The sequence below is a fragment of the Pseudonocardia sp. Ae331_Ps2 genome (assembly GCF_001932405.1).
Taxonomy (GTDB): Bacteria; Actinomycetota; Actinomycetes; order Mycobacteriales; family Pseudonocardiaceae; genus Pseudonocardia.
Map to the genome: position 1 here is coordinate 2,090,094 of NZ_MCIM01000001.1, position 13,566 is coordinate 2,103,659.

14 protein-coding genes are annotated in these 13,566 nt (G+C 73.4%); 9 read left to right on the plus strand and 5 right to left on the minus strand.

Translation table 11 applies throughout. The features are described from left to right. The 3 genes from Ae331Ps2_RS09990 (at window position 1) to Ae331Ps2_RS10000 (ending at window position 2,924) form a co-directional block, all read left to right on the plus strand. Window positions 1-1,080 (plus strand): inositol-3-phosphate synthase, encoded by a 1,080-nt coding sequence (locus Ae331Ps2_RS09990; RefSeq protein ID WP_043276188.1) that lies wholly within the window; start codon window positions 1-3, stop codon window positions 1,078-1,080. Window positions 1,081-1,446: 366 nt separating this feature from the next. Next, a complete protein-coding gene (locus Ae331Ps2_RS34200) occupies window positions 1,447-2,049 on the plus strand; it encodes a C40 family peptidase (protein WP_020621922.1) in 603 nt (200 codons plus the stop codon). Window positions 2,050-2,183: 134 nt separating this feature from the next. Next, the gene (locus Ae331Ps2_RS10000) at window positions 2,184-2,924 is read left to right on the plus strand and encodes an SDR family oxidoreductase (RefSeq protein ID WP_075309319.1); all 741 of its coding nucleotides are present in this window, start codon (window positions 2,184-2,186) and stop codon (window positions 2,922-2,924) included. Here the strand turns inward: Ae331Ps2_RS10000 and Ae331Ps2_RS10005 are convergent. Further along, window positions 2,902-3,807, minus strand: a complete 906-nt coding sequence (locus tag Ae331Ps2_RS10005) for a LysR family transcriptional regulator (protein WP_075312602.1) — start codon at window positions 3,805-3,807, stop codon at window positions 2,902-2,904. The two genes, Ae331Ps2_RS10000 and Ae331Ps2_RS10005, sit on opposite strands and share 23 nt — an antisense overlap. A gap of 81 nt (window positions 3,808-3,888) precedes the next feature. Here Ae331Ps2_RS10005 and Ae331Ps2_RS33835 point away from each other — a divergent pair, with 81 nt between their 5' ends. The 5 genes from Ae331Ps2_RS33835 (at window position 3,889) to Ae331Ps2_RS10025 (ending at window position 6,759) form a co-directional block, all read left to right on the plus strand. Beyond that, entirely contained in the window at window positions 3,889-4,023 is a 135-nt protein-coding gene (locus Ae331Ps2_RS33835; RefSeq protein ID WP_255407963.1) for a hypothetical protein, read from the plus strand. Beyond that, window positions 4,020-5,042 carry a DMT family transporter gene (locus Ae331Ps2_RS10010; RefSeq protein ID WP_083695419.1) on the plus strand — a complete coding sequence of 341 codons (1,023 nt, stop codon included), beginning with the start codon at window positions 4,020-4,022 and terminating at the stop codon, window positions 5,040-5,042. The genes Ae331Ps2_RS33835 and Ae331Ps2_RS10010 overlap by 4 nt, the downstream gene beginning before the upstream one ends. Continuing rightward, window positions 4,981-5,463, plus strand: a complete 483-nt coding sequence (locus Ae331Ps2_RS10015; protein WP_075309317.1) for a DUF1707 domain-containing protein — start codon at window positions 4,981-4,983, stop codon at window positions 5,461-5,463. Before Ae331Ps2_RS10010 ends, Ae331Ps2_RS10015 begins: the two co-directional genes overlap by 62 nt. Window positions 5,464-5,551: 88 nt before the next feature. Next, window positions 5,552-6,307 (plus strand): UPF0158 family protein, encoded by a 756-nt coding sequence (locus Ae331Ps2_RS10020; RefSeq protein WP_075309315.1) that lies wholly within the window; start codon window positions 5,552-5,554, stop codon window positions 6,305-6,307. Further along, window positions 6,304-6,759 (plus strand): HEPN domain-containing protein, encoded by a 456-nt coding sequence (locus tag Ae331Ps2_RS10025; protein WP_075309313.1) that lies wholly within the window; start codon window positions 6,304-6,306, stop codon window positions 6,757-6,759. Before Ae331Ps2_RS10020 ends, Ae331Ps2_RS10025 begins: the two co-directional genes overlap by 4 nt. 31 nt (window positions 6,760-6,790) lie before the next feature. Here the strand turns inward: Ae331Ps2_RS10025 and Ae331Ps2_RS10030 are convergent, their stop codons facing one another. After that, window positions 6,791-7,555: a hypothetical protein gene (locus Ae331Ps2_RS10030; RefSeq protein ID WP_075309311.1), complete on the minus strand. Its 765-nt coding sequence runs from the start codon at window positions 7,553-7,555 to the stop codon at window positions 6,791-6,793. Between the two features lie 47 nt (window positions 7,556-7,602). Beyond that, the gene (leuS, locus tag Ae331Ps2_RS10035; RefSeq protein WP_075309309.1) at window positions 7,603-10,461 is read right to left on the minus strand and encodes a leucine--tRNA ligase; all 2,859 of its coding nucleotides are present in this window, start codon (window positions 10,459-10,461) and stop codon (window positions 7,603-7,605) included. A 207-nt stretch (window positions 10,462-10,668) separates the two neighbouring features. Here leuS and Ae331Ps2_RS31110 point away from each other — a divergent pair, with 207 nt between their 5' ends. Next, window positions 10,669-11,154, plus strand: coding sequence for an SdpI family protein (locus tag Ae331Ps2_RS31110; RefSeq protein WP_020621930.1), 486 nt, complete (start codon window positions 10,669-10,671; stop codon window positions 11,152-11,154). 163 nt (window positions 11,155-11,317) lie between these two features. Here the strand turns inward: Ae331Ps2_RS31110 and Ae331Ps2_RS10045 are convergent, their stop codons facing one another. Continuing rightward, window positions 11,318-11,914, minus strand: coding sequence for a YqgE/AlgH family protein (locus Ae331Ps2_RS10045; RefSeq protein ID WP_020621932.1), 597 nt, complete (start codon window positions 11,912-11,914; stop codon window positions 11,318-11,320). Between the two features lie 141 nt (window positions 11,915-12,055). Then, entirely contained in the window at window positions 12,056-13,531 is a 1,476-nt protein-coding gene (locus Ae331Ps2_RS10050) for a CCA tRNA nucleotidyltransferase (RefSeq protein WP_075309307.1), read from the minus strand. Between the last annotated feature and the right edge of the window lie 35 nt (window positions 13,532-13,566).

The following is a 13,566-nucleotide window of genomic DNA, read 5'->3' on the forward strand; positions in this document are numbered from 1 at the left end:
ATGAGCCAGGTTCGGGTGGCGGTCGTCGGCGTGGGCAACTGCGCGGCATCGCTGGTCCAGGGGGTTCACTACTACGCGGACGCCGATCCGTCGACCCAGGTCCCCGGCCTGATGCACGTCGACTTCGGCGGGTACCACGTCCGGGACGTGACCTTCGTGGCCGCGTTCGACGTCGACGCGAAGAAGGTCGGTCAGGATCTCGCCGACGCGATCTCGGCCAGTGAGAACAACACGGTCAAGATCGCGGACGTGCCGCCGCTCGGGGTGACCGTGCAGCGCGGGCCGACCCTCGACGGTCTCGGCCGCTTCTACCGGGAGACCATCACCGAGGCCGACGGCGAGCCCGTCGACGTCGCGGCGGTGCTGCGCGACACCGAGGCCGACGTGCTGGTGTCCTACCTGCCGGTGGGCAGCGAGGACGCCGACCGGTTCTACGCACAGGCCGCGCTGGACGCGGGTGTCGCCTTCGTCAACGCGCTGCCGGTGTTCATCGCCTCGGACCCGGAGTGGGCGGAGAAGTTCCGCGCGGCCGGCGTCCCGATCGTCGGCGACGACATCAAGTCCCAGGTCGGGGCGACCATCACCCACCGGGTGCTGGCGAAGCTGTTCGAGGACCGCGGCGTGCAGCTGGACCGCACGATGCAGCTCAACGTGGGCGGGAACATGGACTTCCTGAACATGAAGGAGCTCGAGCGGCTGGAGTCCAAGAAGGTCTCCAAGACCCAGGCCGTCACCTCGCAGGTGGACCGGGACATGGGCAAGGGCAACGTGCACATCGGCCCGTCGGACTACGTGTCCTGGCTGGACGACCGCAAGTGGGCCTACGTCCGGCTCGAGGGCCGCGCGTTCGGTGACGTCCCGCTGAACCTGGAGTACAAGCTCGAGGTCTGGGACTCCCCGAACTCCGCGGGCATCATCATCGACGCGGTGCGGGCGGCCAAGATCGCCAAGGACCGCGGCATCGGCGGACCGATCCTGTCGGCGTCGAGCTACTTCATGAAGTCGCCGCCGGAGCAGTACCGCGACTCCGAGGCACGCGACAAGGTCGAGGCGTTCATCCGGGGCGAGATCGACAACTGATCGGTTTCTCGGTACAACGGCCCGGGGACGACCGCGCAGGTCATCCCCGGGCCGTTCCCGTACCGGAGACGTTCCGGAATCTGAAATTACCGATCCGGAATGTTCTCGTTATTCGTCGTGATCGCAGTCATGCAATGAATGTGTTCTGCGTCATTTAATCGAGCGATATCTGTTCGTAATGTGCGGTCCGGCCTTGCGCGACCACCGCCCATCCGGGGTGAGGGGTGCAGGGTCACCGCCGGGCGACGACGCGGGCGGGTCGTGAGCGCTGTCCGGTCTCCCCACCGGAACTCCCCCTTCGTACCGGCGTCCACGGGTCCCGCCCCGACCGCTCCTCCGGTGGTGCAACATCCCGAGGACCCCACCGTGCCCCAGCGTCATTCCGCTCCGGCGCTCCGCGTCGCCGTCGTGGCCACCACTGCCGCCGCGGCCGCAGTTCTGTCCGTGCTCCCCACCGCCACCGCGGCACCCACGGGCACCACCGCTTCCGCGGCACCCACCGCGGAGACCGTGACCCGTGCCGTCGCCCCGGCCGCGAACGTGCTGCCGACGCGCGGCGCGAACCCGGCCGCGCTCTCGGTCTCCTCCGCGGCGCAGGCCGCGGCCCCGGCCGCGCAGGCCGCCGCCGCACGCAGCGGCGCGATGTCGACCGCGCTGGCCCAGCTCGGCAAGCCCTACCGCTGGGGCGCCACCGGCCCGAGCGCGTTCGACTGCTCCGGCCTGGTCCGCTACGCCTTCGCCAAGGCGGGCAAGGACCTGCCCCGCACGAGCCGTGCCCAGGCCCAGGTGGGCACCCCGGTGTCGAAGTCGAACCTCAAGCCCGGTGACCTGGTCTTCTTCTACAGCCCGGTCAGCCACGTCGGCATCTACATCGGCGGCGGCCAGATCGTGCACGCCTCCACGAGCGGTCAGCCGGTGAAGATCTCCGACGTCGACCGGATGCCGTTCAACTCGGCCCGCCGGGTCTGAGAGAAGCGTGCGGAACGAAGCTCAGCGTCTGAGAGAAGCGTGCGGAACGAAGCTCAGCTCTGAACGCACCCGCTCCCCGGTACGACCGGCCCCGTCCGCGCGCAGGACGGGGCCGGTCGTCGTAGGTTCACCGGGTGACCGCTCCCCGCCGCCCGCTCGCCCTGATCACCGGTGCCTCCCAGGGCATCGGCGCCGCCACCGCCCGGCTGCTCGCGCCGCGCTACGACCTGGTCCTCGGCGGCCGGGACGAGAAGCGGCTGGAGGCCCTCGCCGATGAGCTGACCGAGGCGGGCCCGGTCGCGGTCCGCACCATGGCCGTCGAGCTCACCGACGACGACGCGCTGGCCACCGCCCTCGACGGCATCGACCGGCTCGACGCGCTGGTCCACTCGGCCGGGGTCGGGGAGCTGGGCACCGTCCAGGAGACCACCGCGCAGACCTGGCGCCACCAGTTCGACGTCAACGTCGTCGCGGTCGCCGAGACGACCCGGCTGCTGCTGCCCGCGCTGCGCGCGGCCGGGACGGACACCGGGGCCGACGTCGTGCTCGTCAACTCCGGCGCCGGGCTCACCGCCCGCCCGGGCTGGGGTTCCTACGCGGCCAGCAAGTTCGCGCTGCGCGCCTTCGGCGAGGCGCTGCGCGCCGAGGAGGCCGGCAACGGCATCCGGGTCACCTCCGTGCACCCGGGCCGGGTGGACACCGCGATGCAGGAGCGGGTCGTGGCCCAGGAGGCGGCCGCAGCCGGGACGGCGGACGGCGGGTACGACGGCTCGAAGTTCCTGCGCCCCGAGTCGGTCGGCGCCGCGATCCTGGCCGCGCTGACCGCGACCCGCGACGCCCACCTCACCGAGATCATGGTGCGCCCGCAGGGCTGAGGGCGGACTGCGCGCGCAGCTCGTCGAGCGCCGCCAGCAGCGGTGGCGCGGCAGCGGCGGCGTCCCGGACCACCGCGAGGATCGTCCGCACCGGCGTGGGGCGCACGACCGGCACCGCGCAGGTCCCGGCCGGCAGGTCGACGGCCCCGAGCCGGGGGAGCACGGTGACTCCGATGCCGGCGGCGACGAAGGCCAGCGCCGTGCGGTAGTCGTGGGCCTCGACGTGGAACGGCGGGCGGAACCCGGCGGCGGCGCAGGCCTCGACCAGGTTGCGCCGGCACCACCCGCGGGCGAAGTCGTTGTCCACCCATCGCTGCCCGGCCAGGTCTGCCAGGTCGACCTGCTCCGCCCCGGCCAGCGGGTGATCGTCGGGCAGCACCACGACGTAGGGGTCGTCGAGCAGGTGGTGTACCGAGAACCCGGGCCAGGCCTCGTAATCCGGTCGCTCGACGGCGATCTGCAGGTCCGAGCGGTCGGCCGGGTCGTCGGGCAGCCACTCGCGCAGGGCCAGGTCGAGTCGGACGCCCGGGAAGCCACCGGTCAGCCTGCGCACGACCCGCGGCATCCAGGCGGACCCGACGGAGGCGAAGTAGGCCACGGACAGCGACCCGGTGCGCCCGGTGCGCAGGTCCTCGACGAGCACCTGGGCCTCCCCGAGCCGGGCCAGCACCGCGTCGGCCTGTTCGGCCAGCAGCAGCCCGGCCGCGGTCGGCCGCAGCCCGCGGCCCACCCGCTCGAACAGCACCAGACCGGTCTCGCGGGCGAGCGCGGTGACGTGCTGGCTCACCGCCGACGGCGTGTACCCCAGGTTGGCGGCGGCGGACTGCACCGACCCACCGGCCACGACCGACCGGAAGATCATCAGGCGATGGGTGTCGAGCACCACCCGACCGTACAGCAGAACTGAATCCAAGAACAGAACATGTCGCTGGTGCTGAACCGTGGGCGGTCCGACGATGTCCTCATGACCACCGCGCACCTGGGGCTGCTCGCCCTCACCACGCCCGCCGTCCTCGCCGCGCTGTACCGGTCGTTCCGGGACCGACCGCGACGGTTGCCCGTCCGCACCGGCTACGACACCCGCCGGCCCACCCTGTGAGCCCCGCGACCCGGTCCCGCCTGCTGCCGCTCGCCGCCGCGGCCACCACCGTCGTGCTGTGGGCGTCGGCGTTCGTGGCCATCCGCGCCGTCGGTCACGACCTGTCCCCGGGTGCGCTGGCCCTGGGGCGGATGCTGCTCGGGGCCCTGACCCTGACCGCGATCCTGAGCGTCGTCCGCGCCCGGAGACGCACCTCCGGCCCACCGCTGCCCCGCGGACGCCTGCTGGCCGCGGTGGCAATCTGGGGTGCGGCCTGGTTCGGCGTCTACAACCTCGCGCTGAACGCGGCCGAGCGGCACCTCGACGCCGGCACCACCGCGCTGCTGGTGAACGTGGCGCCGGTGGTCGTCGCCGTCCTGGCCGGGCTGCTGCTCGGGGAGGGCTTCCCCGCGCGGCTGCTGGCCGGGATGGGCGTCGCGTTCGCCGGGGTGGTGCTGATCGCGGCCGCCTCCTCCGCCGGGGGCGTCGACCTGTCCGGGGTGCTGCTGGGGCTGCTCGCCGCGCTGGTCTACGCGGGTGCGGCCGTCGCGCAGAAGCGGCTGCTGCCCCGGGTGGACGCCCTGACGATGACCTGGACCGGCGCGGTCGCCGGTGCCGTCGCGCTGCTGCCGTTCCTGCCGTCGCTGGTCGCCGAGCTCGCCACCGCACCGGCGACGGCCGTCGCCGGCGTCGTCTACCTGGGGGTGTTCCCGACCGGCGTCGCGTTCCTGACCTGGGGGTACGCCCTCACCCGCACCACAGCGGGCAAGCTGGCCGCGACCACGTACGCGATCCCGCCGCTGGTGGTCGGACTGTCCTGGGCGCTGCTCGGGGAGGTGCCCGCACCGGCCGCGCTCGCCGGCGGCCTCCTCTGCCTGGTCGGCGTCGCCGTCGCCACCCGTCCGGCCGGGTCCCGGGGTCGGGGATCCTCCGAACGACCGACCCCGGTGACCGGCTCGGTCACTACGCTCGACGGGCATGGGGGAGTCCAGGGACGACGAGCGGTCCGTGCTGCGGGTGTCGGACGCCGAACGGAATGAGGTCGCGGAACGGCTGACGCTGGCGCACGACGAAGGCCGGCTGTCCCTGACCGAGTACGACGAGCGGTTGCAGCAGGCCTACGCGGCGACCGTCCGCGCGGATCTCGACCGGCTGGTCGCCGACCTGCCCGCGGTGGAGCGCACGGCCCTGCCGTCGGTGCGCGCCGAGACCGCGGAGGTGGAGAAGGCCGAGGCGAGGCGTGAGCACCTCACCGAGTGGCGGTCGTGGGCCGGCACCGCGGTCATCCTGACCGGCATCTGGGTGGTGACCGCGATCTCGTCGGTCTCCGACGGGGAAGGACCCCCGTTCTTCTGGCCGATGGTGCCGATGGGGATCTGGGCCGCGGTCCTCGTCGCACAGTTCTTCTTCGGCTCCGATGACGACGACGACGAGGACGACGACGAGGACGACAAGGACTGACGACAAGGACTGACGACGAGGACCGACGCGAGGACCGAGGCCCCGCGACGGCTGCCACGCGCCCCGGACCGGGCATAGAGTCGCCCCCGTGCTCGACCCCGCCCGCCTCGATCTGTCCGCGCTCGCGGACGCGCTCGAGGACCGCACGCCGGAGGTCACCTGGTACCTCGACCCGGCCGACGCCGAGGTGCACGGCGTGTCCGGCGGCACCCGGCCCGATCCGGACTGGGTGGAGATCCGGCCGGTGACCAGCCGGGAGTCCTATCGGGACATGTCCGACTTCACCGCGGGCGTGCAGCACCGCCGGGCCGCGGCGCTGCTGGACCGCGCGATCGACGGCCGGGGCTCGTTCCGCCGGTTCAAGAACACGCTGTTCGAGTTCCCCGAGGTCCGTGACCAGTGGTACCGCTTCCGCGACGCCCGTGCCCGGCGCCGGGCGGCGGACTGGCTGGTCGCAGCCGGCCTGATCGGTGCCGAGGACGGCGAGCGGATCAAGGCCCGCCACCCCGATCCGGACCCGTCCAACGACGACGTGCCCGCCGCCGTCGCCGACGACCTGGCCCTGCCCTACGGCCCCCGGCTGCGCCAGGTGCTGCTGTTCGGGTCCTGGGCCAGCGGGGAGGGCTCGGTCGAGTCCGCGATCGACCTGCTCGTGGTGCTCGACGACGACGGGGTCCCGATCCTGCCCTGGGAGGAGGTCCGCGCGATGGACGACGTGCTGTGGCAGCACACCCGGCGGACCGGGCTGACGATCAGCGTGCTGCCGGTCGGGCAGGGCGAGCTCGTCCGTGCCGCCGACCCGACGGTCGTGCGGGCCCGCGCCGAGGCGGTGCGGGTCCGGTGACCCGGCGGGTGCACGGCGGGCTCGCCCGGGCCCGGGTCGAGCTGGGCGGGGCCCGGGTGCTGGCGGAGAACGGCTTCGGCGACGCCGCGGTCTCCCGCGCGTTCCACGCCGCGTTCCGGGCCGCCGAGATCGCGCTGCTGGTGCTGGGGGAGACCCGCGCCGAGCACTCCGAGGTGGTCAGCGCGTTCGTGCGCCGGGTCGTGCGGGAACGGTCGCTGGACCCGCGCGCCGGTCGGCTGCTGCGGTCGCTCTACAACCGGCGGGCGCTGGCCGACCACTCCGACGCGACCGCCCCCGCCGCCGAGGCGCGCGCCGCTCTCGACGACGCCGCGTTCGTCCTCGACGCCGTGGAGGCCTGGCTCGCCGAGCCTGCCCTGTCCACGCCCCCGGCACCGGAGAACGGGGCGACCCGGCGGCCGGAGAAGCCGGTCCGGCGCGGGTCCCGGGCCTGACCGTCCGCAGCAGCGGCCGGCATCACGCGGGTCAGAAGAAGTCCCCGCCGAAGTCGGAGTCGTTGTCGAACAGGCCCCCGCCGTCGAAGCCACCGTCGGAGCCCGGGTCGGCTTCGTCGACCCCGCCGTCGAAGCCCGGGTCGTCGAGGGCGGCGCCGTCGGCGAACCCGTCGGCGTAGGCGGCCTGGTCGGCGCCGGCCATCCCGCTGAACAGCGAGGTGAACAGCAGCGCCGAGCCGACGCCCCAGGCCCCGGCGACGAGTGCGGGCTTCCACCAGGGCTCGGAGTACCAGCCGCGCGGCACCGGGCGCCCGGCGACGGTCCCGCCGGGGTAGTAGTGGCTGTTGCGGTCGGTCGGTCGCGGCGACGCGCCCAGGCTGCGTCCCTCCACCTCGACCTCGCGGTCCTCGGTGACCTCACCGGCGCGGGACTGGCCGGGCAACGGCGGCAGCTCGGGTCCGGGGTCCATGCCCATCGCTGTGCGTGCTGCACGGACGTAGTAGAGGCCCTCGTAGGCGGTCTCGGTGACCTGCCGGCACTGGGCGGGGGTCCGCGCCTGCTCCATCTGCGAGCCGGCCGCGGTGTAGCGCTCGGCCGCGTCGGCGAGCGCCTGACGGCTCGCCTCGTCGGTCCCGGTCAGGGCCAGGACCTGGCCGCCGAGCCGTTCCACCCAGCGCCGGGACTCGGCCTGGGCGTCGGCCAGGGCGGCGGCGGAGTCCGCGTTGTGCCGCCGCACCAGCCAGACGACGGCCGCGACGACGGCCAGCACCACGATCAGGGTCAGGACTGTGCTCATGACGGACCTCCTGCCCGCCTCAACGGGCAGGAGGTCGCCCGCGTTCCCTACCGGACGACGTTGACCAGGCGCCCCGGGACGACGATGACCTTCTTCGGCTCGGCCCCGTCCAGCGCGGCGACGACCTTCTCGTCGGCCAGCGCGGCCGCCCGGATGTCGTCCTGGCCGGCGTCGGCGGCGACGACGACCCGGGAACGGACCTTGCCGTTGACCTGGATCGGGTACTCGACGGTGTCCGCGACCAGGTAGCGCTCGTCGGCGACCGGGAACGGCGCGTAGGCCAGCGTGTCGTCGTGGCCCAGCTTCTGCCACAGCTCCTCGGCGATGTGCGGGGCCAGCGGTGCCAGCATCAGCACCAGCGCCTCCGCGACCTCGCGCTCGACCGGCGTGCCCCGCTTGGTCAGGGCGTTGTTCAGCTCGATCAGCTTCGCGGCGGCGGTGTTGTAGTGCAGCGCGGGGTAGTCGGCGCGGACGCCGGCGATCGCCTTGTGCACGGACCGCAGGATCTCCTCCGACGGCGCCGTGTCGACGACGGTGACCTCACCGGTCGTCTCGTCGACCAGGTTGCGCCACACCCGCTGCAGGAACCGCTGCGGGCCGACGACGTCGCGCGTCGACCACGGGCGGGAGGCGTCCATCGGACCGGTGTACATCTCGTACAGCCGGAAGGTGTCCGCGCCGTAGCGGTCGCACATGTCGTCGGGCGTCACGACGTTCTTCAGCGACTTGCCCATCTTCCCGTACTCCCGGGTGACGGGCTGCCCGTTCCACGTGAAACCGGCGGTGCCGTCCGCCCCCACGACCTCGACGACCTCCTCGGCCGGCACGTAGGTGCCGCGGGCGTCGGTGTAGGCCCAGGCCTGGATGTAGCCCTGGTTGAACAGCTTCCGGAACGGCTCCTCGCTGCTCACGTGGCCCAGGTCGAACAGGACCTTGTGCCAGAACCGCGAGTACAGCAGGTGCAGCACGGCGTGCTCGACCCCGCCGACGTACAGGTCGACGCCGCCCGGGTCGGCGACCGACCGCGCCGTGTCCTTGCCGATCCAGTACTTCTCGGCCTCGGCGGAGACGAACCGCTCGGTGTTCTCCGGGTCCAGGTAGCGCAGGTAGTACCAGCACGACCCGGCCCACTGCGGCATCGTGTTCGTCTCGCGGCGGTACTGCTTCGGGCCGTCGCCCAGGTCCAGCTCGACGGCCACCCACTCGTGCGCCCGGGACAGCGGCGGCTCCGGCTCGGAGTTCGCGTCGTCCGGGGCATAGGTCTTGGGCGAGTAGTCGTCGACGTCGGGCAGGACGACGGGCAGCTGGTCCTCGGGCAGCGCGATCGGACCGTGCTCGTCCCAGACGACCGGGAACGGCTCGCCCCAGTAGCGCTGCCGGGAGAACAGCCAGTCGCGCAGCTTGTACTGCACGACGCCCTCGCCCGCCCCCTTCGCGGCCAGCCAGTCGATGATCGTGCGCTTGGCCTCGTCGACGCCCAGCCCGTTCAGGCTGATCTCGTCGTTCGCGGAGTTGATGGTCGGGCCGTCGCCGGTGTAGGCGCCACCGTCCCAATCCGACGGCGGCGCCACCGTGCGCACGTGCGGCAGCCCGAACGCGGCGGCGAAGTCCCAGTCGCGGGTGTCCTCGGCGGGCACCGCCATGATCGCGCCGGTGCCGTAGCCCATCAGCACGTAGTCGGCGACGAACACCGGGACGGCCGCGCCGTTCACCGGGTTGGTGGCGTACGCGCCGGTGAACACACCGGTCTTGTCCTTGTTCTCCTGCCGGTCCAGCTCCGACTTGCGCGCGGCCTCGGCGCGGTACGCGGCGACGGCCTCGGCGGGCGTCGCGGCGCCACCGGTCCAGCGGGGATCGGTGCCGTCCGGCCACTGCGCCGGGACCAGCGAGGACACCAGCGGGTGCTCGGGCGCCAGCACCATGTAGGTGGCGCCGAACAGGGTGTCCGGGCGGGTCGTGAAGACCTCGACGGCGTCGTCGGAACCGACCACGGGGAACCGGACGCGGGCCCCCTCGGAGCGGCCGATCCAGTTGCGCTGCATCGCCTTGACCGACTCCGGCCAGTCGACCCGGTCGAGGTCGTCGGCCAGCCGGTCGGCGTAGGCGGTGATCCGCATCATCCACTGCTTCAGGTTGCGGCGGAAGACGGGGAAGTTGCCACGCTCGGAGCGGCCGTCGGGGGTGACCTCCTCGTTCGCCAGCACGGTGCCCAGGCCGGGGCACCAGTTGACCGGGGCCTCGGAGATGTAGGCCAGCCGGTGGCCGTCGATCGCCGCGCGCCGCTCGCCCTCGGACAGCTCGGCCCACGGACGGCCGTCCGGGGTCGGGCGGGTACCGGCCTCGAACTCGGCACGCAGCTCGGAGATCGGGCGGGCGCGGTCGGCGTCGGTGTCGTACCAGGACTCGAAGATCTCGCGGAAGATCCACTGGGTCCAGCGGTAGAACTCGACGTCGGTGGTGGACACCGAGCGGCGCGGGTCGTGGCCCAGGCCCAGCTGGCGCAGCTGCTGCCGGTAGCGGGCGATGTTGGTCTCGGTCGTCGTCCGCGGGTGCGTCCCGGTCTGCACGGCGTACTGCTCGGCGGGCAGCCCGAAGGCGTCGAAGCCCATCGGGTGCAGCACGTTGTGGCCGTTCATCCGCAGGTAGCGGCCCAGCACGTCGGTGCCGATGAAGCCCAGCGGGTGCCCGACGTGCAACCCCGCCCCGGAGGGGTAGGGGAACATGTCCATCAGGTAGACCTTCGGCTTCTCCGAGCCGGGCTGCCCCGGGTCGGGGGCGTGGAAGGTCTGCTCGGTCTCCCAGAAGTCCTGCCACTTCCGCTCGATGCGGGCGGCCATCTCGGCGTCGTAGCGGTACGCCGGTCGGTCCGCACACTGCTCGGACGCGGTCGTGGTCTCGGTGCTCATGTCCGTCTCACCTCGGGGATGCCTGTCGTGACGGCCCGACTCGGGGCCCGGAACACGTCGCGGCCCCTCGTGCGCATCACGCAGGAGGGGCCGTCGCGGCGCCGTGTTGTGGCTACGACGCCGCGCCGGGAAGTCGGCGGGCCGTGCACATGTGACCAGGGTAGCCGGGGCGGGCGCCCCCGTTCCTCCGGGTTCTACCCTGGTCACGTGCCCACGACGCTCCGCCTGCTCCTCGCCGCCCTGCTCCTGCTGGCCGGGGTGGTCCTCGTCGTCCTCGCCGTGCTGGGAGCGACCGGCCGGCTGCCGCGCAACCGCTTCGTCGGTGTCCGCACCGCGGACAGCCTGCGGACCGCCGACGCGTTCGCGGTCGCCAACCGGGTGGCCGCGCCGCCGGTCGGGGCCGCCGGGGTGATCGCCCTGGTCGGCGGGACGGTGCTGCTGGCCCTGGACCGCCCCGGCGCCGCCCCGTGGGTGCTCGGCGCGATCGCGCTGGTCGGGACGGTCGTGCTCGCCGGACTCGGTGGCGCGGTCGGGGCGCGGGCCGCCGCCGCGGCGATCGCCGCGCAGGCCGCGGCCCCGAGCTGCGGCGGGGTCTGCGCCGGCTGCGACCTGGTGGCCGGCTGCCGCGACGCGACCGGCACCGAGCCGGGCTCCGAGCCCGGGGCCCGCACCGGCCTGTCCCACGAGGCCTGACCGGGCCCACCGGCCGCGGAAACCCGGCCCGCCGGTGAACGGGCCGACGAGCTCGTCGGTGACCCGGCCCCCGTAGAACCCGCCGGGCTGCGGGCGAACCGTCTCCCCGTCGAGGGTGATCCGCTCGAACGGCGCCACGTGCACCGCGACGCGGTCGGCCGCGTCAGTTCCAGGCCGGATCCCGCGGGAACGTGGCGAGCAGCGCCAGCGGGACGCCCTGACGGCGCAGCACCCGTTCCCACAGCTGGTCGTAGACGGTGGTCAGCAGGTCGTCGGGCAGGCCGGGGACGACGTACCAGTCACCCCGGGCGATCTCGCCACCCAACTGACCCGCGTCCCAGCCGGAGTAGCCGGCGAAGATCCGCAGGCCGCGCAGCCGCCGCGCGAGCGGGGCCGGGTCGGAGTCGAGGTCGACCAGCTGCACCGGCGGCCGGACCGGCATCAGCCCGCCGATCCCGCTGCCGGTCTCCCCGGTCCGAAGGGCGGCCAGGCAGAGCGCGGTGCGGGCCTCCACCGGCCCGCCGACGAACATGGTCCCGGGGTCGCTGGTGAGCCCGGCCCAGCGCGGGAGCACGTCCCGCACGGCGGCCTGGCCCGGCCGGTTGAGCACGACCCCGAGGCTGCCCTGCGGACGGTGCTCGATCATGTAGACGACCGTCCGGGAGAAGTTCGGGTCGCCCAGACCGGGGGCGGCGACGAGCAGACTCCCCGGCGTGACCGGGGGAAGAGCGGCGCCTCGCGTGGCGCGGTGTTCCCGCACAGGTCCATGTTCGCACCTAAGACGCGGACGCGGTTCTGCCACCCGTTCGCCGTAGCGTCGTACTCCAGACATGATAGTTCATACGTTCGTGTAGGACGTACGTCCACCGATGTGTACGTCCGTACAGGACGTACGTCCGGGTCAGAGGTTCTCGGCCGCCCAGGCCCGCAGCGCGGCCTCGGCCTGCTCGGCGTCCATCGGGCCCTGCTCCATCCGCCGCGCCAGCATGTGCCGGTAGGCCTTCCCGACCGCCGGCCCCGGCGGGATGCCCAGCAGCTCCATGATCCGGTTGCCGTCCAGGTCGGGGCGGATCGCGTCGAGCTCCTCCTGCTTGCGCAGCTCGGCGATCCGGTTCTCCAGGCCGTCGTAGTTGCGCTGCAGGGCCGCGGCCCGGCGCCGGTTCCGCGTCGTGCAGTCCGAGCGGACCAGCTGGTGCAGCCGCTCCAGCAGCGGCCCGGCGTCGGCGACGTAGCGGCGCACGGCCGAGTCGGTCCACTCGCCCTTGCCGTAGCCGTGGAACCGCAGGTGCAGGTAGACGAGCTGACACACGTCGTCGACCAGGGCCTTCGGGTACCTGAGCGCCCGCAGTCGCTTGCGGGCCATCTTCGCCCCCACCACCTCGTGGTGGTGGAACGAGACCCGCCCGTCCGGCTCCTTGCGCCGGGTCGCCGGCTTGCCGATGTCGTGCAGCAGCGCGGCCAGGCGCAGCGTGAGGTCCGGCCCGTCGGTCTCGCGCTCGATCGCCTGCTCCATCACGACGAGCGAGTGGGTGTAGACGTCCTTGTGCTGCATGTGCTCGTCGGTCTCCAGCTGCATCGCCGGGACCTCGGGGACGACGTGCCGGGCCAGACCGGTGTCGCAGAGCAGCTCCAGACCCCGCCGGGGGTGCTCGCCGAGCATCAGCTTGGTGAACTCGGCCTGCACCCGCTCGGCGGTGATCCGGGTCAGCTCGTCGGCCATCGCCGTCATCGCGGTGGTGACCCGCGCGGCGGGGGAGAAGCCGAGCTGGGAGACGAACCGGGCGGCGCGCAGCATCCGCAGCGGGTCGTCGGAGAAGGAGCGCTCCGGGGTGTCCGGGGTGTCCAGGACCCCCTGGGCGAGCGCGGCGAACCCGCCGTGCGGGTCGACGAAGCGGCGCTGCGGCCCGGTCAGCTCGACCGCCATGGCGTTGACCGTGAAGTCGCGGCGCACGAGGTCGCCCTCGACGGTGTCGCCGAAGCGGACCTCGGGGTTGCGGGAGGTGCCGTCGTAGGTGTCGGCGCGGAAGGTCGTCACCTCGAGGGTCTGCCCGTCGCGACGCAGTCCGACGGTCCCGAACGCGATCCCGGTGTCCCAGACCGCCTCGGCCCAGCCGCGGACGATCGCGAGGATCTGCTCGGGGCGGGCGTCGGTGGTGAAGTCGAGGTCGCCGGAGTCCCGGGTCGACGCGCCGGTGCCGCGCAGCACCGCGTCGCGGACGCTGCCGCCGACGAGGTAGAGCAGGTGCCCGCGGGCGGCGAACCGGGCGGCCAGCTCGTCGGCGACGGCCGGGACGTCGAGCAGTGCGACCACGGCGTTCTCCTGTGCTCGCTGCAGCTCGTCCGGGTCCGGGGCGGATCCGGCCGGGGGCCGGGTCACCTGTCGGGCGGTGGAGGACGGGGACGACGAGGACA